This is a genomic window from Pseudoalteromonas sp. P1-7a (assembly GCF_001401855.1).
Classification (GTDB): Bacteria; Pseudomonadota; Gammaproteobacteria; order Enterobacterales; family Alteromonadaceae; genus Pseudoalteromonas.
The window spans coordinates 445,815-464,128 of record NZ_LKDU01000001.1 but is presented as its reverse complement, the minus strand read 5'-3'; the positions used below and the strand labels follow the sequence as shown (position 1 = coordinate 464,128).

Sequence of the window (18,314 nt, the reverse complement as noted above, 5' to 3'; positions counted from 1 at the left end):
ATTCACACACAGGCGGTGTTTCACCTGCTAAGTTTGAAGAAGCGTACTATTCTGAGTTAAAAACTGTCTAGTGAAAGCTGGGAAGTCCAATTATCATTTCAAACTAGTTACTTTCATAGACGTTTGTAAGCGATTTTACGTTGATTAAGAAATTTACCTAATAAAAAACATAATTATTTTTAGAGTGTAATTAAGTTAATAAATCTTAATTTAAGTGCCGCATTTTATTCTAAATCAATAACTTCTCAACGTGCCGTGAATTCTCGACTTAAGTGGCTCTGATCTAAATTTTTTGAAAAATAAGCTTTTCTACTGCGAAACAATTGATAACCATTACTGTTTAGATTAATATGCACCTACTAAATGAAATTGAGAGTAGTTTGTATTCATGTATATTTGTCTTTGTCACGGGGTGACTGATAAAAAAATTGAGCAAACAATTGACGATGGTGCAACTACCATGCGTGAATTAACTAAAGAGCTTAAAGTAGGCAGCCAATGCGGTAAGTGTTGTTGTTGTACTAAAAAGATCCTAAATCGCAAACTTATTGAGATTGCAGATATTACCGATCAAGTCGCTTAATTCATTATTACAAAATTCTGATACAAAAAAAGCAGCTTATAAAGCTGCTTTTTTTATGGCCTAAACTTACCTTACAGTTGAGACTGTAAGTAATTTTCAAGCCCCGTGTTTTGAATAAGTAATTGCTGGGTTTCTAGCCAGTCAATTTGTTCTTCCTGCTCGTTCAAAATATTATCAAGTGCTTCACGGCTAATATAATCTTTTTTGTTTTCAGCTAATTTAATGGCACTGCGCAAATCATCAATTGTATCGAGCTCAAAGCTCATATTTGCGGCAATCATTTCTTCGCTGTTTTCGCCAATGCGTAAACGGCCTAAGTCTTGTAAGTTAGGTAAGCCTTCTAAAAATAAAATACGCTCGATTAAACGGTCGGCATTTTTCATTTTTTGAATTGAAACTTTGTAGTCTGCTTTATCAAGCTGGCTAAAACCAAAATCTTTAAACATACGAGCATGCAAAAAGTATTGATTAATACCTACAAGCTCATTAGCGAGTACTTTGTTTAAAGCTGCTATAACGTCTTTATCGCCTTTCATACTTTATGCTCCTTACTCGCCCATTTGTGCTTGATGGTAGTTTTGTGTGCCAATTTTATCAATTAGACCAAGTTGTTGCTCTAACCAATAAACGTGATCTTCTTCGGTATCAAATAATAGCTTTTCTAATACTTCGCGCGACTGATAATCTTGTTGTTCTTCACAAATAGCAATTACGTCTTTAACACATGCAACCACTTCAAGCTCAAGTGTTAAGTCGTTCTGCATCATGCTTTTTACATCGTTACCAATCAAAAGATCACGGCGTTTAGTCATATTAGGCACACCTTCTAAAAACAAGATGCGTTTTATAAGCCAATCGGCGTGATCTTTTTCTTCTTCCATTTCATGGTTAAGGCGTACATATAATTTATCTAAACCCCAGTCATCATACATGCGTGAATGAATAAAATACTGGTCAATTGCGGCTAACTCATTGGCTAGCAAAGTATTAAATGCATCGATTACTTTTTGATTACCTTTCATGATAAATCACCTTAACTGTTTTAATTGTGCACAGTGTAGTTGAAATTATGTGTTTTGCAAGTTTTTCTATAAAAATCATTGCTTTACAATTGGTTTTGATTCTTATTTAAGTTTGCGTTACTGCTTGGTTTATGAACAGTTTTGCATTTTTGTTTAACTATGAAATGTGATTTATTTGTAGTATTTTCACCAAAAAATTTTCAAATGTAGCTTAGGGTTTATACGTGTAAACGCACAATTGTATATAAGCGCGAGCGGTGTTATACCAAAAAATTGAATAAATTTAAGCACATTTTAAGGTTCTAGATAAGTAAAAGTTCGTATAAATAGTGAGCTTTAGTTTTTAACAATAAAATATAAAAAAGAGAAAGGTTAAATTTGCCGTAATTTAAACGTTTAGTCTATTTGAGTAATTAATTTTTAATTGCAACTTACTGATGTTTAAACTGTAATTAAGTGGTGTATTTTTCCCACTTTGAGGGCTAAAACTTGCGTCTTTTAGGTTTTAGTGCATTAATGTAGGTAACAAATAATGCATTTACAGTTATTGGATATATAGCATGGTTGAAGGAAAAAAGTATGGGCTGCTAAGTGGCACAGCTCAGTCTGTGCGTAGTAAGCTGATCATTACTTTTTTGTTTATGGCTATTGTTCCTCTTTGCTTACTGACTTGGTTCAGCTTACAGCATGTAAATAGTACCTTAAAAAAAAATGCAGATGCAGAGCTTCACGAATTAAGCTCTATTGCATCTGAGTTTACTAATTTATGGTTTGATGATCATCTTACTGATTTATATACCTTTAAAAACCAGCTTGCTAATTACCCTCTTGAACAAAGCAAACTAATAAACCATTTTGTTACTCACTATGATTTTGTAAATAGTATTGAGGTTATAGCTGCATCTACATTCGGGCAGCCCATTATCTCGCCTTATGGGCAGATAGACAAAGGTGAACTGAGCCAGCTTATTAACTCTGTAAGTACCTCAGCGCAAGCCACTTTCGGCTCTGTTGAGTTTAAAGGTAAACAGTTTAATATTGTGGCTATACCTTGGCTTAGTGATGCGCAAAAACTAGGAGGGGTAATTTTAGCAGAAGTAAATATGCATGGTCTTTTAGAAGGCCTAAGCACCATTCATAGCACACATAATGATGTTAGTTTTTTTGTACTTCATAACAATAAAATAGAGCGTTCTTCAGTAACGAATGCAGAAGAGGCTCCCGTTCTTACGCAAACCACACTAACTAATAAACAAATGTTTGAGTACAGCAGTACTCAGGGTACCACTTATAATGCTCACGTTAGCGAGTTAGATTTTTTGGGCGTAGAAGGGTGGCAACTTTTAGCGGCAAAACCTTCACACATAATGCTCAAAGACTTTGGTTATTATAAACGTTTGGCAATTTTATCAAATGCAGTGTCTTTATTGCTTGTTTTATGTGCAGCTTGGTGGTTTAGTCGGCGCTTATCTAAACCTTTAATTCAGCTCACCTCAGTAATGACTAAAATTACCGATGGCGAGAAAGTAACTGTACCGACCTTAACTGATAGCCATGAGTTAAATAGGTTATCAGTCGATCTTCAAAAAATGGTGGCAGTGAAAGAAGAGCAGCAGAGTATACTGCAAAAGCAACGTTCAGCTTTGCAAACCGCGTTTAAACAATTAGATGAGCAAAAAAGTGCCCTTGATGAACATGCCATTGTTGCAGTAACCGATTTAGCGGGCACTATTACTTTTGTCAATAAGAAGTTTTGTGAAATAAGCGGCTATGAAGAACATGAGCTTATTGGCCAAAACCACCGCTTACTAAACTCAGGCAGGCACGACAAAGGTTTTTTTAAAAGCATGTATAAAACCCTTAAACGGGGTGAAGTATGGAACGGCCAAATATGTAATAAAGCAAAACATGGGGGGTTTTATTGGGTAGATACTACCATAGCGCCATTTTTTGATGAGCACGGTAAACCACAAAGCTACATTGCTATTCGCACCGATGTAACACCATTGAAACTACAAGAGCTTGAACTTGAACAGCATAAAACCCAGTTGCAGTTAGTTATAGATACCACCGCTGTAGGAATATGGGATTGGTTTATAGATACCAGCAAAGTGACGTTTAATAATCGCTGGGCAGAAATAATAGGCTATAAGCTCAGTGAGCTTGAGCCAACAACAATTGATACTTGGTATAAGTATGCACACCCTGATGATTTAGTTATTTCAGAGCAAAAATTAAAAGCGCATTTTAACGGTGATACAGACTACTATGTCAGCGAAGCGCGGATGAAACACAAAGATGGCCACTGGGTTTGGGTGCTCGACACTGCAAAAGTGGTCGAGTGGAACTTAGATGGTTCGCCTCGGCGTATGATCGGAACACATTTAGACATTACCGAGCGTAAGCAGATTGAATCTGAACTACAGTACAGCCGCGACCGCTTTGCTTCGTTAGTAGATAATATTCCAGGCGTGATTTATCGGTGTAAGTTTGATAAAGCATGGACCATGTTATATATGAGCGATCAGGTAAAAGGTATAACAGGTTATACGCCAGATGCGTTTATAAATAATAAAATACTGAGCTTTGCTTCAATGATTCACAAAGACGACAAAGAGGTTGAGCTACAAGTAAGTACTTGTATTGCTCAAAAACTACCTTGGTCGATTGAATACAGAATAAAAAGAAGTGATGGCCATATTCGTTGGGTACACGAAAAAGGTCAGGCCATTTATGGTGATGACAACCAAGTACTGTATTTAGATGGTTTTATTTCAGATATTACTGAGCGCCACAATACTCAAGCAGAAATTACCCGCCAGCAAAATTTGCTTGAGGCAATGAGTAAACAAGGCCAAATAGGTGCATGGGAAATAAACCTTGAAAACCAAACCATGTATTGGTCAGATGTAGTAAAAGTAATACACGAAGTACCAGAAGAGTTTGAGCCTAGCATCGAAACAGCTATAAATTTTTATAAGCCAGGAGAGCATCGAGAGAAAATCAGTACTTTATTTGAATGTGCAGTCACTTTAGGTGAAAGCTGGAGTGTTGAGCTGATCATTTTAACTTATACCGGTAAAGAGCGCTGGGTTAAGTCGATGGGGCAGGCGGAATTTAAAGACGGCAAATGTGTGCGTGTTTTTGGGTCATTCCAAAGTATTGATACACATAAACGCCTAGAGTTAGAAAGCGAAAAAGCAAACGCCTATAACAAAAATTTAGCGTCATTAACGGTTTCGCCTGAGGTACAAAATAGCGACGTTGCACAAGTCAAAAAGCTGGCGATAAAGTCAATGGTAGAGGTATTAAATGTTGAACGTGCCTCTATTTGGATACTTAATAAACAGCGCGACGAAATGGCATGCCATGGCTTATATACTCGGCAAAACGGATTTGTAGATTTTGACGGCGTGCTCAAAAAGGCTGATTTTCCAAGTTACTATGAGGCAATTTTTGATCAAAACCTAGTGGCAATTGACGATGTGTATTCGCACAAGGCAACGGTTGAATTTACCCAAAGCTATACTCAACCATTAAATATTGAGTCGATGCTGGATGCAGTTATTTCATCCGGAGATGGTAATTTAGGTATTTTATGTGCAGAGACCGTCGGAGAAAAGCACATTTGGACGCAAAGTGAGGAGACTTATTTGCGCTCTTTGGCTACGTTAGTGGGTAGCACATTGGTCTCGCAAAAGCGTAAAGAAACCGCTGAAAAGCTAAAAGTTGCTTTAGTACAAGCGCAAGAGGCTGCGGTGGCAAAAAGCCAATTTTTAGCCACAATGAGCCATGAAATTCGCACGCCGATGAATGGCGTATTAGGCATGTTAGAATTGGTTGAGTTAGAGTCATTAAGTAAACCGATAGAAAAAAAAGTCGCTATTGCTAAAAGTAGTGCTCATTCTTTACTTGGTGTTATTAACGATATACTCGACTTTTCAAAGGCGGAAGCAGGCAAAGTTGAGCTTGAGCATATACATTTTAATGCTCGCGACTTAATTGGCGAAATAGCTGAGGCACAAGCCTTTACCGCACAAGAAAAAGGCATTGAGATTATTTTAGATTTAGTTTCTTTGGAGCCTTCTCATTTAATGGGCGACCCTGGGCGCATACGTCAAGTGGTAACCAACTTAATTAGTAATGCGGTTAAATTTACCAGTCAGGGTGAGGTGGTGGTGAGTGCTTCTGTAGAAAAAACTGAGCAAGACCTACTGCTAAATATAAAAGTAAAAGACTCAGGAATAGGCATAACCGAGGCAAAACAACAGCAATTATTTACCCCTTTTTCGCAAGTGGATGCATCAACCACACGGGAGTACGGAGGCACGGGCTTAGGGCTTGCTATATGTAAACAGTTATGTGAGCTAATGAATGGCAAAATTTCACTGGTGAGCGCACCTGGCAAAGGCAGCGAATTTACTGCAACCATGCAAGTGGCTGAAGGGGAAGAAAAAGAACGCATTATCCCAAATATAAATATGAGTTCGTTAAATGTACTCGTAGTTGATGATAACGAGACTAACCGCTTAGTTATTTCTCAACAGTTAGGACATTGGGGGGCAAAAGTTACGCTTGCTAGTAGTGCTAAGCAGGCGCTTGAGCTATGTGCAAAGCGCATAGAAAACAAACAAACTATGTTTGATATTGCCGTGCTAGACATGCAAATGCCAGAAATGGATGGAATGGAGCTGTGTAAAGTACTTAAAGCACATGATGACTATAAAGCCATGCCACTGGTAATGATGACCAGTATTGCAGGTATGGAAGGCGCTCAGCGCTACTCAAAAATTGGTTTTCAAGCGTATTTTCCTAAACCAGTTACAACCGCCGATTTAATTTCTGCGTTATCGGTTATAACAAGTTCAGACAGCACCGACCCCCTTCCTCTGGTGACTCCAGGGTATATTTCGTCACTAAGAAAAGAAAAATCAGACACACCTGCAAAAATTTTATTAGTTGAGGATAACCCCGTTAATCAACATGTTTCTACACTAATGCTTAAAAAGCTAAATTGCGAGGTGATACTAGCGCAAAACGGGCAAGAAGCCATAAACACCTTAAGCGAGCACAACGAGGGGTATTTTGACTTAGTATTAATGGATTGCCAAATGCCGGTAATGGATGGCTTTGACGCCACGGCTAATATACGAGACGGTATGGCAGGGGATGAGCACAAAGCAATAAAAATAATTGCCCTAACCGCTAATGCAATGAACTCAGATAAAGAACGTTGTATTAATGCCGGTATGGACGACTACTTAACTAAACCCATTCAGCTTGATATTTTAAAAGAAAAAATAGAGCAGTACTTTTAGGATTAATAACATGAGTAAGCAAATACAAATACGCGACGCTAAAAAAAGCGATGCGCCAACCATTTTACAGTTTATTACCGAACTGGCCATTTACGAAAAAGAACCCGATGCAGTAAAAACAGATGAGCAGGCAATTATAAAAACGCTGTTTAGTGAGGGGGCAACAGCACACAGTGTTATTTGCCTTGAAGATGATGAGCCTATTGGCTTTGCGGTGTATTTTTATAATTACTCTACGTGGTTGGGTAAAAATGGATTGTATTTAGAGGATTTATATGTGAGCCCTGATAGCCGTGGCAATGGCGCGGGCAAACTAATAATGAAGCACTTGGCTAATAAAGCCATAAAAAACGACTGTGGTCGCTTTGAGTGGGTAGTACTTGATTGGAACAAACCCGCTATCGATTTTTATAATAGCATTGGGGCAAAAGCCCAAAACGAATGGATAATCTATCGTCTCGCAGGACAAGACTTGCTCGATTTTGCAGAGCAATAGTGATACTTACACGCTTAACTCACTAAGTGGGTTGGTATGATACTTTTAAAAGCAGATGAGTACCGAAAATGGCCAGTACTGGTTTAAAACATTGCTATGCTAAGGTACGTTTTATTGATTAAGACCCTTGATGAATAATCAGTATTGGCAAAAAGCGCGGCAAAGCCGTGATGCCCGATTTGACGGTTTATTTTACGTTGCCGTAAAAAGCACCGGCATTTATTGTCGGCCGATTTGTCCCGCACCTACTGCACATGAAAAAAACGTGTTGTACTATCAATACGCGCACAATGCCGCGCAAGCGGGCTTTAGGCCGTGTATACGCTGCCGGCCCGATAGTGCGCCAGGTAGCGCGGCTTGGCTGGGAGTAAAAACCACTGCACTAAGAGCTAAGCAATTAATTGACCTAGGTGAGAATGATAATTGCGAAATACTTGCTACTCGCTTGGGTATTACGAGCCGTTACTTGAGGCGTATATTTAACCAGCACTTTGGTGTGTCTATTACCCAATATCGTTTATTTAACCAATGTCAGTTTGCCAAAAAGCTTATTCAAGAAACCACATTACCAATAACCGATATTGCCTTTGCAGCTGGGTTTAAAAGTGTGCGCCGTTTTAATGATGCCTTTTTACAACAATTGCATTTAGCGCCATCAACGCTCAGAAAAACAAAAAAAGAGTCAAGCCCTGTGATTATATTAACGCTTCCCTTTAGGCCGCCCTACAATTGGCAAGCCTTACATAGCTTTTTATCAAAGCGACTAATATCGCCTATGGAGTGGATAACCCCGAATAGTTATGGGCGAACATTTAAGTTAAATGGGGCTGTAGGCCATTTTAACGCGCACTTTAAAGCGAAAAATAACCATTTTAAAGTTGAAATAGTGATAGACAATACCGAGCATTTACATAAAGTTATTAATAATATTCGTCGTGTGCTCGATGTAGATGCTGACATAAACCATATAGAAACTCACTTGAAGGGTAGTATAAATGGTGCATTTAATTTAAGTGAAGGATTAAGATTGCCTGGAATATGGTCGAGCTTTGAAGCGGGGATCCGCGCTGTGCTAGGTCAGCAAGTTAGTGTAGCAGCCGCACATACTTTAGTTACAAAGTTAGTCGCAGAACGTGGTGATCAACATGCTGATAAAATATATTTTCCACAGCCAGAAGACTTAGCTACCTGCGACTTTGAATTTTTTAAAATGCCGCAATCGCGCAAAAATGCATTAAAAAATTTATCTAAGTACTGCGCCGATAATCCTGAAAATAGCCTTTTAGATAATTGGCTTGAGATAAAAGGGATAGGCCCATGGACCGTTAACTACGCCAAACTGCGCGGGCAAAGTAACCCAGATATATTGTTAGCTGGCGATCTGGGCGTAAAAAAAGCGTTAGTAAATACGCAGCAATTTAACCCTGAACTGAGCGCCCCATTTCGCTCATACTTAACCTTTCAGCTATGGCAACAACTTTCATGATTATCCAAACCGCTATTTCGAGCCCAATTGACGACATTATCATTCAAGCAACCGAAAACGGCGTGAGCTATGTCGGTTTTTATCCAAAAACACACTACACACATACACCCATTGAGCAGGTGACGAATGAACCGGCTTTAATTTGCGCAAAGCAATTAAACGAATACTTTAATGGCAGGCGAATAACCTTTAATGTGCCATTAGATACGCATGGTACGCCTTTTCAAAACAGTGTGTGGCAAGCATTACTCAGTGTCCCTTTTGGTAAAACCAGTACTTATGGTGATATAGCCCGACTGTTAAACAATCCAAAGGCGGTAAGAGCTGTAGGGGCTGCAAACGGTAAAAACCCTATTAGTATTATTGTCCCGTGCCACCGGATCATAGGCGCAAACGCAAAGTTAACAGGCTACGCTGGTGGGCTTGCAAGAAAGCAATGGTTGTTAAAGCATGAAGGTTTAATATAGATTATAATCATTAACTTAGGCATTTATAAAACGACGCGCTACACTTTAGGTAACTCAGCTAAAATAAAAATATTATGAGAATATATAGACTTATCAGCTTGTTTTGTGCTTTTACATTTGCAGCCCCTGCGCTGGCTGACCCAACGAATTTAGTGTTTTGCTACGAAGACAAAGACGTAGCACCTATGTTTTTAGGGGTAGGGCAGGAAGTACCGATAGATAACCCTGGCGCTTCGATTGAAATTTTAAAGCAATTAGATGCCGGCATACCCAATGTGACTATTTCATTTGTTAGAAAACCATGGCGCAGGTGCCTAAACGATTTAGAACTTAACCGTGTTAATGCGGTTATTGCAAGTTATCGTGCTGGGCGTGAACGTTTTGCTGTGTACCCTACAAACGAAAAGGGCGTATTGCTAGAAAGATTTGCAGTGAGTCGATTTAGTAGCTGCTTAATAGGGCGAGCGCGTTTTCATAAACAATGGAAAACCCGCGAAGTATTCCAAAATAAAGCATTCACTATTGCCATTCCTAATGGCTATGGCTTGAACAGCGCGCTAAAAGAAGAGCCTTTTTACATTCATAATACGTTTTCTAAAGATAAAGCATTTGAATTACTTGATAAAGGCGTTGTGCAGGCAAGTGTTGACTTATGCCAAGTAGATGACTTAAAAGTGTCGAGCTATCAACATAAAGGGAGTGATGTAAAACCCCTTTACCCACCTTATGAAACAACGGACGGTTATTTAATTTTTTCAAAGCAGTTTTATCAGCAAAATAGCCAGCTTAGTAAAGAGATATGGCAATGGCTAGCGCACTTTGATAGTGCTGAAATTTACATAAAATACTTGCAAGCTGTTGAGTAATAAGAAAATCAAAGCGCTTATTAACTAAAATAGCGATATGAAATTGGTATTAATCGTATATTAAGGTAGCATAAGCGCACTTTTTATCTTAAGGCACGGCAATGGCTCAATTATACTTTTACTACTCTGCGATGAATGCGGGTAAATCAACCACCTTGTTACAATCTGCGTTTAACTATCGTGAGCGCGGCATGGAGCCCGTTATTTTAACGGCTGCCATTGATAACCGCTCTGGTGTAGGGAAAGTATCGTCTCGTATCGGTCTTCAAGCTGATGCACATATATTTGATGAATCTAAAAATGTATTTGATTTGATTCAAAACCTTCAAAACGAAAAAAAACGCCACTGTGTATTGGTCGACGAATGCCAGTTTTTATCTAAAGAGCAAGTTATGCAACTAACTGATGTGGTTGATGAACTTGGTATTCCAGTATTATGTTATGGCCTGCGAAGCGATTTTAGAGGCGAGTTATTTATAGGCTCTCAGTACTTGCTAGCATGGGCCGACAAGCTGGTTGAACTTAAAACAGTATGTCATTGCGGCCGTAAAGCCAATCATGTGTTGCGCACAGATGAAAACGGCAATGCGATTGCCGATGGTAACCAAGTAGAAATTGGCGGCAACGACCGATACGTTTCGGTGTGCCGCAAACATTATAAAGCAGAATTAAATATGGGCCGCTAAGGCATTTAAAAATGTATCAATATCTTCGCGCGTAATATCTAAATGCGTTACTAGCCTAAGCTGCTTGCTTGGGCTAAATAATATACCTTGCAGCTTAAGCGCTTGTGCAAGCTCTTCAATATTAATACTACTACTGTACGTTGCATACACCATGTTGGTGGTGTTACTCATATCTACAGTAAAACCGCTTAATTTATTTAACTTTTGAGCTAAATAACGCGCATTAGCGTGATCATCTTGCAAGCGATTTACATTGTGCTCAAGTGCATATTGACCAGCGGCTGCAAGCATTCCTGCTTGGCGCATGCCGCCACCGAGTACTTTTCTCCAGCGCCTAGCTTTGTCGATTAATGCTGGTGCGCCTAATAATAGCGAGCCGATTGGCGCACCTAAGCCTTTAGATAAACAAATTGAAACAGAATCAAAGTGCTTTGTAATTGCTGTTATATCTACATTTAGATCAACGGCTGCATTAAACGCGCGCGCACCATCTAAATGCAGTGCTAATTTATGCGTATTAACAAAGTCGTGAGCTTGGGCTAAGTACTCAAGCGGGAGCACTTTACCGCCAATGGTATTTTCAAGGCTAAGCAAGCGCGTGTTGGCAAAATGGCAGTCGTTAGGTTTTATAGCTTCGGCAATCTTGTTAAAACATAAGCTGCCGTCTTTTTCGTTTTCGATAGGTTGAGGTTGTATTGAGCCAAGCACGGCAGCGCCACCGCCTTCAAACTTATAGTTATGGGCATTTTGTCCACAAATATATTCGTCCCCGCGCTCACAATGCGCCATTAAAGCTAATAAATTGGCTTGCGTGCCAGAGCTACAATAAAGCGCAGCGTTAAAATTAAAGCGCTCACATGCATATGCCTCTAATTCGTTTACGCTAGGATCATCGCCGTATACATCATCGCCAACTGGGGCATTATGCATTGCATCGCGCATGGCTTTGGAAGGTCGAGTAACGGTGTCTGAGCGAAAATCTATCATTGTTGTTATTCCTTTATTAGCCTTATTATTTTATGGGTTTACATAAACTCTTCAAAAATGTGTTCTCGGGTAGCTTTATCAAAATAACTCCACGCAATAAAGCGACTTACTTTTTGCCCCTGCGCCATATCTATAATTTTATATTCAGCAATAGGGAGTGTACTGAGTTTTTTTTCTAACGTAGCAAGTGTTTCTTTTTTTGAAACAAGCGACGTAAACCATATTACCTGCTCCGCAAATTGCTCGCTTTCAGTAATCATATTACTGATAAACTGGGCTTCCCCCCCCTCGCACCATAGCTCATTATTTTGCCCGCTAAAATTAAGGGTGTTTTTAGGTGATTTTCCTAAGTTTTTCCACTTTCGCTCAGTGCCTTTGCTAGCCTCATCAGCACTTGCGTGAAACGGAGGGTTACACAGAGTTACGTGAAATAAATCTTTTTGATTAATAATGCCTTTAAAAATAGAAGAAGCATTTTTTTGATGTTTTAAAGTGATTTTTAAACCGTTAAACTGCGCTATTTGCTTTGCAATTTTTATTGAACTTGCATCTATATCACTCCCTGTAAAGTGCCAGTTATACTCGTGGCTACCTGTAAGAGGGTAAACTAAGTTAGCCCCTGTCCCAATATCAAGCGCTTTAATTTTACGTCCTGTCGGTATGTTTTGTTGGTTATCTGTGCTTAATAAATCGGCTAAGTGATGTATGTAATCTACTCGCCCTGGAATAGGGGGGCATAAGTTTTGATCGGGTATATCCCAAAATTCTATATTATAGTGCGCTTTTAATAGAGCTTGGTTAAGCGTTTTAACGGCTTTGTTATTGCTAAAATCGATGCTTTTACTGCCCGCAGGAGTTGTTATTATAAAAGGTGCTAACGCATTATGTTTTTCACATAACATGTCCAAATCGTAGCCATGTAAGTGTTGATTGCGAGGATGTAACTTGTTGCTGTTTGATTTTGATTTCATAGCTTAAATTTAGCAATTCAATAATAATGTAATTGTATCAAATGCCCCGCTAAAAAGTGCAACCATTTACTTTAGAATTAACCATGCTACTGGTAGGATGAGTAAGTAAAAATAACAAAGGAAAATTTGTGGCAATCACTCAGCAATCACATTTTGTTCAATTAAACAATCAACAAACTTTGCATCTACGCCGTATCGCGAACGATGATAAAGCAGGCCCCGTCGTGTTTTTAATGCATGGAGCAGTAGAAAACGGCAAAATTTTTTATACTCACAGTAATAAAGGTTTAGCGCCTTTTTTGGCGGAGCAAGGATATTGTTGTTATGTAGCAGACCTGCGTGGGCGTGGTGAAAGTAAGCCGCTGATTTCACGTCATGCTAAATATGGTCAAACGGAGGCGATAGTTGAAGATATTCCCGCCTTTATTAATTATATAGAGGAAGAGGAGGGCAAAAAGCCTGACTATTGGATCGCTCACTCTTGGGGAGGCGTTTTAATGAATAGCGTTTTTGCTCGTTTTCCTGAGTATGTAACAGACGTGAAGGCCTGTGCCTATTTTGGCTCAAAACGTTCATTATTTAATAACCACCCTAAAAAGTTACTGCAAGCGAATGTGATTTGGTACTTTATGGCGCCATTACTCGCTAAAAAGCATGGTTACTTAAATGCGAAAGGTTATAAGTGGGGCAGCGATAACGAATCGCAAAAGTCGCATTATCAAAGTATGCAATGGGCTAAAAAAAGGCCTTGGGTAGATAGCGATGATGGTTTTGATTACGCAAGTGCGTTAGCTAAGCTGCATGTCCCCCCTACACTTCATATTGGCGCAGTAAACGACAAAGCTCTGGCGCAGCCTATTGATATCAAAAAGTTTATGGCAGAGTCAGGGCCTGGAAAACAAACCCTCAAAATTTATGGCAAGCGCTATGGCCACAGTGTGGATTACGATCATATTAATATGCTTACGCACCCACAGGCACGAGATGAACAGTTTAAAGATGTTGTAAGCTGGTTTAACGAGCACAGTTAGGCAATTAGGCTCATTCAAATTGTTTTAAAAGCGGTGTTTTATAGCGCTCCCAATGCGCAAGTGCGTGTGTATTAATTGGCTGCCTAATGGCTTGCTTGCTTAATGTGCTAACAGCAGCTTTACGCTTATAAAATGCTAAGCATTCCGGTTCATACTCACACCCTAAAAACGAAAATAAAGCACTTAGCTGCGACTCAGGCTCGGCAACTATTTGCTCATAATGCATATCGTATAGCGGCAATGAGGGCAGACTGCGCCAATGATCCATTAATTTTGCATACAACGCATGGTAAAGTTTAAATTCTTTTAAATCACAAAAGTACGGTTCATTTTCGGCAAAGTAGTTACTGAATACCGAAAAAGCAGTGGCGTTAAAATCCCTACTTAAATTAATAAATTTAGCATTAGGAAACAGTAAATAAATTAAGCCTATAGATTGGTAGTTACTTGGTAGCTTATTAATAATAAAAGGGCGTATTGGCTGTGCTTTTTTTAATTCTTCAATATAAATATTGCGCGCTTTTGTAATTAAATCAGTATTTAATATATCTAAGCATTGGGGATAAGGCGTTTGTGTTTGTTGCTCTATAAAAGCCACTACTTGGTTACTTATACTGGTGTTTTCACCTAACGTGGCAAATTGTGAGTGGTTAGCCAACATCTGCTCAAGTAAGGTAGAGCCACTTCGGGGCATGCCTATAATAAACACGGGAGTAATAGTGCCGGTAAAAGTCTGATCGGCAGATGCAATTAGCTGTTGTGTATTATACGTTATAATTGCTTCATAAAAAGGCACTAAGTCACTGGTTTTAAAATGAGTAAGCTTTTTTTGAAGTTTATTGGCAAGCACATAATAGTTAAATGCTTGCTCTGTGTCGTCTAGTTTATCGTAGCTTTTGCCTAATGCGTAATAACACACCATTTTTAAGCGCAGGTTATTCGTTTGCGTTAAAAAGTGGTGTAGATTGCTCACATAGTTGTGTTCTTTATTAAAACGGCCCAATTGAACTAATTCAAATAATATATAAGCCGTTACAGGATAAATCCCCATACTTAGCGCATGCGCAAATGTAGTGTGCGCCTTGTCTAATTCACCGTAGTTTAAATAATGTTGGGCTAAGTAGTAGTGAGGCTCCGGGTTATGGCTTGCAAGGCTTCTAGCATATTCGAGTACTTTAAGCGCATCGTCAGGGGATTGAACACCATTAAAAGCATCGGCAAGGGCGTGTAAAGGTTCTAGCATATGAGGTAAACGTTCGCATGCTTTTTGTAATAAGTATACCGCTGCATCAAAGCGCTCTAGCCTAAGCGCTATTCTACCTAATCCAAAAAATGCCTCGCCGCTTTGTGGGTCACTATTTAAAATTGCTTTAAAATGAAACTCAGCTTCTTTGAGTTTATTTTGCTGTAATAATTGATTGGCTTTTTTAATTAGCATGATGAGACATTATTGTTTTTTTAATTAATATAAAATAAAAAAGGCGAAATGTCTTACCATTTCGCCTTGGTTTATCATGAAAAAATATTAGAACGTATAGGTTGCTTTCGCGTAGTAGAAGCCACCGTTAATACCGTATGGAGACGTTTCGTAGTATTGCCCGCCCCAGTTATTGTTAGGAATACCGGTACGGTCTTCAAAATCAAGTTTTTCAGCGTCTTGGTCAAAGATGTTTTGTGCACCTACCGAGAAACTAATAGATTCGTTTAAGAAGTACGTTATTTCAGCGTCAATGGTCACCGCTGCGTCAGCTGTTTTTGCTGTTGCATCGTAATCTACGTGAACACCTTGGTATTCGCCGTAGTAATTAGCACGGGTAAACATTGAAAAAGATTCCCACTGCTGTGCCCAAGTAAGCGTTGCACGGTGGTTAGGTAAATCTTCTTCTAAGCGCTTAACTTTAAACTCTCCGGTAATGTCGCTGAACTTAGTTACTTCAGTTTCATTCCAGTTGTAAGCAAGGCTAAATGTAGAGCTTCCGCCTAGCATGTCAGCTGTGTAGTTAGCTACTAAGTCAATACCTTGCGTTGTAGTATCAAAGTCATTAGTAAAGAAGCTTACTTGCGCATAGCTTTGTGCATTAGGTACACCTGCTGCTTCTAACGTGTCTTTATCAGCTTGGCTTAATACGATTTTTTCTGATTGGCTGATGCGATCTTCTACGTCAATGTTGTAGTAATCAAGCGTTAAGAATAAATCACCAATTGTGTATACTGCACCTAATGTGTAGCTTTGCGATTCTTCAGGTGTTAGCTCTGTACCACCTAGTTGCACAGCAATTGGGTTTGTAGGTGGTAAAAGTGCTGAATCTTGTAATACACCATCACTTAAGTTTGTTTGTACGTTACTTACGTTTGCTTGGCCAACAGTAGGCGCACGGAAACCTGTACTTACAGAACCACGAATATTTAAGTCTTCTGTAAGGTGGTACTGTGCCATTACTTTATAGTTGGTAGTTGAACCAAAGCTGTCGTAATCTTCAAAACGTACTGCAAGGCCCATTAAGAACTCTTCAGTAAAAGGTGCTTCTACATCAACATAGGCTGCGTAGTTACGGCGGGTGTATTCGCCCGCATCCGACGGTTTAAAACCAGGGAAGCCGTTAGAGCCAATGCCAAAACCTTGATCAGTTAAAGGCCCTGCTGTAAATGACGCTTCGTCACCAGAAATAACAGTAAATGTTTCTTCGTGCCATTCTAAACCACCGGCAATATTTACATCGTACGCTAGGTCAAAATCAAAGCCTTTTGAAAGGTCAAAGTTAAAGTTTTTCTCTAGTTGTTCGTATTTACCTGGGCTAAAATCACGCGGGCTGTCTGCCCCTAATGAGGCATTAACTGTATCGTAAATAAAGTAGCGTGATTCATTTAAGCCCACCGTACCACTTAAATCGTAAAAAGCATCTTTAAGGAAACCACCTGTAAACATACCTTTTGTACCAATAGTTAAAGAGGTATCTGTGATGTTGCCACCAAAATTAGGTGTAAAACCACCAGGAATGGTTTCGTTAAATGCAAAACAATCAGGGTTATTAGCAACACCGCTAATGTAATCTGGGTTATCTAAAACGTTATCGTCAATCGCGATAGTTGGACAGTTACCGCTCATGTCTTCTGTTAAATCGGCAACAAGCAGTGTTTCACCGCCATCGTTTGAGTAAACACCTGGGCGAGTATGCGGGTTACGGTAGTAAAAACCACCACGTACGTCACGCTCAGAGTAGTTACCAAACATATAAAATTCAGAGTCGTTTGTTAGCTCTAATCCGACATTACCAAAAATTGAAATGTCGTCATCAACTTCAGGTGCACCCCAAACTTGGGCAAGCGAAGAAACGTCAGGCACACCTGCAGCAGCGAGTCCTGCGGCATCTGGGCGTTGTACTGAGCGGCTTGTTGCATCTGCTGTTTTATATTGAAAACTTAAGTTAGCAAAGCCGTTATCGGTAAATGGTAAGCCCACATTACCCGAAATCTGTGTTGTGTCACCATCGCCTTCATAGTATTGGCCATGACGTACTTCGAACTTACCCCCTTCAGAGGCATCTTTTAGTTGGAAGTTCATTACACCTGCGATTGCATCAGAGCCATATTGTGCTGCTGCGCCATCGCGTAGTACTTCTACTTGCTTAAGTGCAATACTTGGGATTACTGAAATATCAGCACCTTGTGCACCATCGTTAATACCACCACCTAAAAATGCAATAACTGAAGCACGGTGACGGCGTTTACCATTTAAAAGAATTAACGTGCTATCTGAGGGCAGACCACGTAAGTTAGCTGGGCGTACTAGTGATGCTGCATCACTAATAGGGTTTTGGTGAACATTAAAAGAAGGAACAGAGCCTTTTAGTAGTTCAAGCATGTCAGTGTTACCTGACTTTTCAAGCTCTTCACCGCCAATAATATCAATAGGAACTGGTGAATCACCAATAGAGCGTGGCGCTGAACGCGTACCCACTACGGCAATTTTTTCAACATTTTTGTTTACTTTGGTTTCAGTTTCTTCTGCTGCAATAACAGACCCTGATATAAACAAACCAGCTGTGGTCGTTGTAGCTAAAGCAAATCTAATTGCTTGATTTAGCGTGTTGCTTTTAAGTTTCATTCTAATTTTCCCCAGTTAGAATATATTCTTTACGTAATGCAGTAATTAACACTACTTATTTATTATTTTGGACGTGTTCACATGGGGATAAAAAGTCAACCTACTCGACTTTTTAGAGCTAAAAGCTCACCTCATGTGAAGTCCTATGTACAGCCTATACATAAAAAACTTTGAGGGCAATTAATAATTAACGCTTTAATAACAAAAAGTTCAAAATAAAATATATTTGCAACAATGGTGCAGTATGTAACTAATTTGAACTAATAAAGTGCGGTTTTAGTGTTTTTTAGAAGATT

The 18,314-nt window shown here is 39.4% G+C and carries 14 protein-coding genes; 8 read left to right on the top strand and 6 right to left on the bottom strand.

Annotated elements, in window-relative coordinates:
- Positions 1-388 precede the first annotated feature (388 nt).
- Complete coding sequence (locus tag AN389_RS02080) at positions 389-583, top strand: (2Fe-2S)-binding protein (RefSeq protein WP_004588794.1); 195 nt, start codon at positions 389-391, stop codon at positions 581-583.
- A gap of 71 nt (positions 584-654) precedes the next feature.
- Here AN389_RS02080 and bfr (AN389_RS02075) read toward each other — a convergent pair whose 3' ends face one another.
- A complete protein-coding gene (gene bfr, locus AN389_RS02075; RefSeq protein WP_004588793.1) occupies positions 655-1,119 on the bottom strand; it encodes a bacterioferritin in 465 nt (154 codons plus the stop codon).
- Between the two features lie 12 nt (positions 1,120-1,131).
- Positions 1,132-1,605 (bottom strand): bacterioferritin, encoded by a 474-nt coding sequence (bfr, locus tag AN389_RS02070; protein WP_055018043.1) that lies wholly within the window; start codon positions 1,603-1,605, stop codon positions 1,132-1,134.
- Positions 1,606-2,165: 560 nt separating this feature from the next.
- Between bfr (AN389_RS02070) and AN389_RS02065 the strand changes: the two genes are divergently transcribed.
- From AN389_RS02065 to AN389_RS02040, 6 genes are all read left to right on the top strand, one after another.
- Positions 2,166-6,923: a PAS domain-containing protein gene (locus tag AN389_RS02065; RefSeq protein ID WP_055019161.1), complete on the top strand. Its 4,758-nt coding sequence runs from the start codon at positions 2,166-2,168 to the stop codon at positions 6,921-6,923.
- Between the two features lie 10 nt (positions 6,924-6,933).
- Positions 6,934-7,419 (top strand): GNAT family N-acetyltransferase, encoded by a 486-nt coding sequence (locus tag AN389_RS02060; RefSeq protein WP_029774246.1) that lies wholly within the window; start codon positions 6,934-6,936, stop codon positions 7,417-7,419.
- Between the two features lie 130 nt (positions 7,420-7,549).
- Positions 7,550-8,905 carry a DNA-3-methyladenine glycosylase 2 family protein gene (locus AN389_RS02055; protein ID WP_055018041.1) on the top strand — a complete coding sequence of 452 codons (1,356 nt, stop codon included), beginning with the start codon at positions 7,550-7,552 and terminating at the stop codon, positions 8,903-8,905.
- Positions 8,902-9,372, top strand: a complete 471-nt coding sequence (locus AN389_RS02050; protein ID WP_055018040.1) for a methylated-DNA--[protein]-cysteine S-methyltransferase — start codon at positions 8,902-8,904, stop codon at positions 9,370-9,372. The genes AN389_RS02055 and AN389_RS02050 overlap by 4 nt, the downstream gene beginning before the upstream one ends.
- A gap of 74 nt (positions 9,373-9,446) precedes the next feature.
- A complete protein-coding gene (locus tag AN389_RS02045; protein WP_055013841.1) occupies positions 9,447-10,238 on the top strand; it encodes a hypothetical protein in 792 nt (263 codons plus the stop codon).
- 101 nt (positions 10,239-10,339) lie between these two features.
- Positions 10,340-10,924 (top strand): thymidine kinase, encoded by a 585-nt coding sequence (locus AN389_RS02040; RefSeq protein WP_055013840.1) that lies wholly within the window; start codon positions 10,340-10,342, stop codon positions 10,922-10,924.
- On the opposite strand, the gene ltaE is transcribed toward AN389_RS02040, so the two are convergent.
- Entirely contained in the window at positions 10,907-11,911 is a 1,005-nt protein-coding gene (gene ltaE / locus AN389_RS02035) for a low-specificity L-threonine aldolase (RefSeq protein ID WP_055018039.1), read from the bottom strand. The genes AN389_RS02040 and ltaE overlap by 18 nt on opposite strands.
- A gap of 38 nt (positions 11,912-11,949) precedes the next feature.
- Positions 11,950-12,882: a 23S rRNA (adenine(1618)-N(6))-methyltransferase RlmF gene (gene rlmF / locus AN389_RS02030; protein ID WP_055018038.1), complete on the bottom strand. Its 933-nt coding sequence runs from the start codon at positions 12,880-12,882 to the stop codon at positions 11,950-11,952.
- Between the two features lie 128 nt (positions 12,883-13,010).
- Here rlmF and AN389_RS02025 point away from each other — a divergent pair, with 128 nt between their 5' ends.
- On the top strand, positions 13,011-13,913 hold the full coding sequence (locus tag AN389_RS02025; protein ID WP_055018037.1) for an alpha/beta fold hydrolase: 903 nt from the start codon (positions 13,011-13,013) through the stop codon (positions 13,911-13,913).
- A gap of 10 nt (positions 13,914-13,923) precedes the next feature.
- Here the strand turns inward: AN389_RS02025 and AN389_RS02020 are convergent, their stop codons facing one another.
- Together AN389_RS02020 and AN389_RS02015 are read right to left on the bottom strand one after the other, a co-directional pair.
- A complete protein-coding gene (locus AN389_RS02020) occupies positions 13,924-15,351 on the bottom strand; it encodes a sulfotransferase (RefSeq protein WP_055019160.1) in 1,428 nt (475 codons plus the stop codon).
- A gap of 87 nt (positions 15,352-15,438) precedes the next feature.
- Positions 15,439-18,018 carry a TonB-dependent siderophore receptor gene (locus AN389_RS02015; protein WP_055019159.1) on the bottom strand — a complete coding sequence of 860 codons (2,580 nt, stop codon included), beginning with the start codon at positions 18,016-18,018 and terminating at the stop codon, positions 15,439-15,441.
- Positions 18,019-18,314 lie beyond the last annotated feature (296 nt).

Coding starts and splice junctions, on each gene's coding strand:
- AN389_RS02080 (WP_004588794.1), top strand. CDS start 389: ATGTATATTTGTCTTTGTCACGGGGTGACTGATAAAAAAATTGAGCAA.
- bfr (WP_004588793.1), bottom strand. CDS start 1,119: ATGAAAGGCGATAAAGACGTTATAGCAGCTTTAAACAAAGTACTCGCT.
- bfr (WP_055018043.1), bottom strand. CDS start 1,605: ATGAAAGGTAATCAAAAAGTAATCGATGCATTTAATACTTTGCTAGCC.
- AN389_RS02065 (WP_055019161.1), top strand. CDS start 2,166: ATGGTTGAAGGAAAAAAGTATGGGCTGCTAAGTGGCACAGCTCAGTCT.
- AN389_RS02060 (WP_029774246.1), top strand. CDS start 6,934: ATGAGTAAGCAAATACAAATACGCGACGCTAAAAAAAGCGATGCGCCA.
- AN389_RS02055 (WP_055018041.1), top strand. CDS start 7,550: ATGAATAATCAGTATTGGCAAAAAGCGCGGCAAAGCCGTGATGCCCGA.
- AN389_RS02050 (WP_055018040.1), top strand. CDS start 8,902: ATGATTATCCAAACCGCTATTTCGAGCCCAATTGACGACATTATCATT.
- AN389_RS02045 (WP_055013841.1), top strand. CDS start 9,447: ATGAGAATATATAGACTTATCAGCTTGTTTTGTGCTTTTACATTTGCA.
- AN389_RS02040 (WP_055013840.1), top strand. CDS start 10,340: ATGGCTCAATTATACTTTTACTACTCTGCGATGAATGCGGGTAAATCA.
- ltaE (WP_055018039.1), bottom strand. CDS start 11,911: ATGATAGATTTTCGCTCAGACACCGTTACTCGACCTTCCAAAGCCATG.
- rlmF (WP_055018038.1), bottom strand. CDS start 12,882: ATGAAATCAAAATCAAACAGCAACAAGTTACATCCTCGCAATCAACAC.
- AN389_RS02020 (WP_055019160.1), bottom strand. CDS start 15,351: ATGCTAATTAAAAAAGCCAATCAATTATTACAGCAAAATAAACTCAAA.
- AN389_RS02015 (WP_055019159.1), bottom strand. CDS start 18,018: ATGAAACTTAAAAGCAACACGCTAAATCAAGCAATTAGATTTGCTTTA.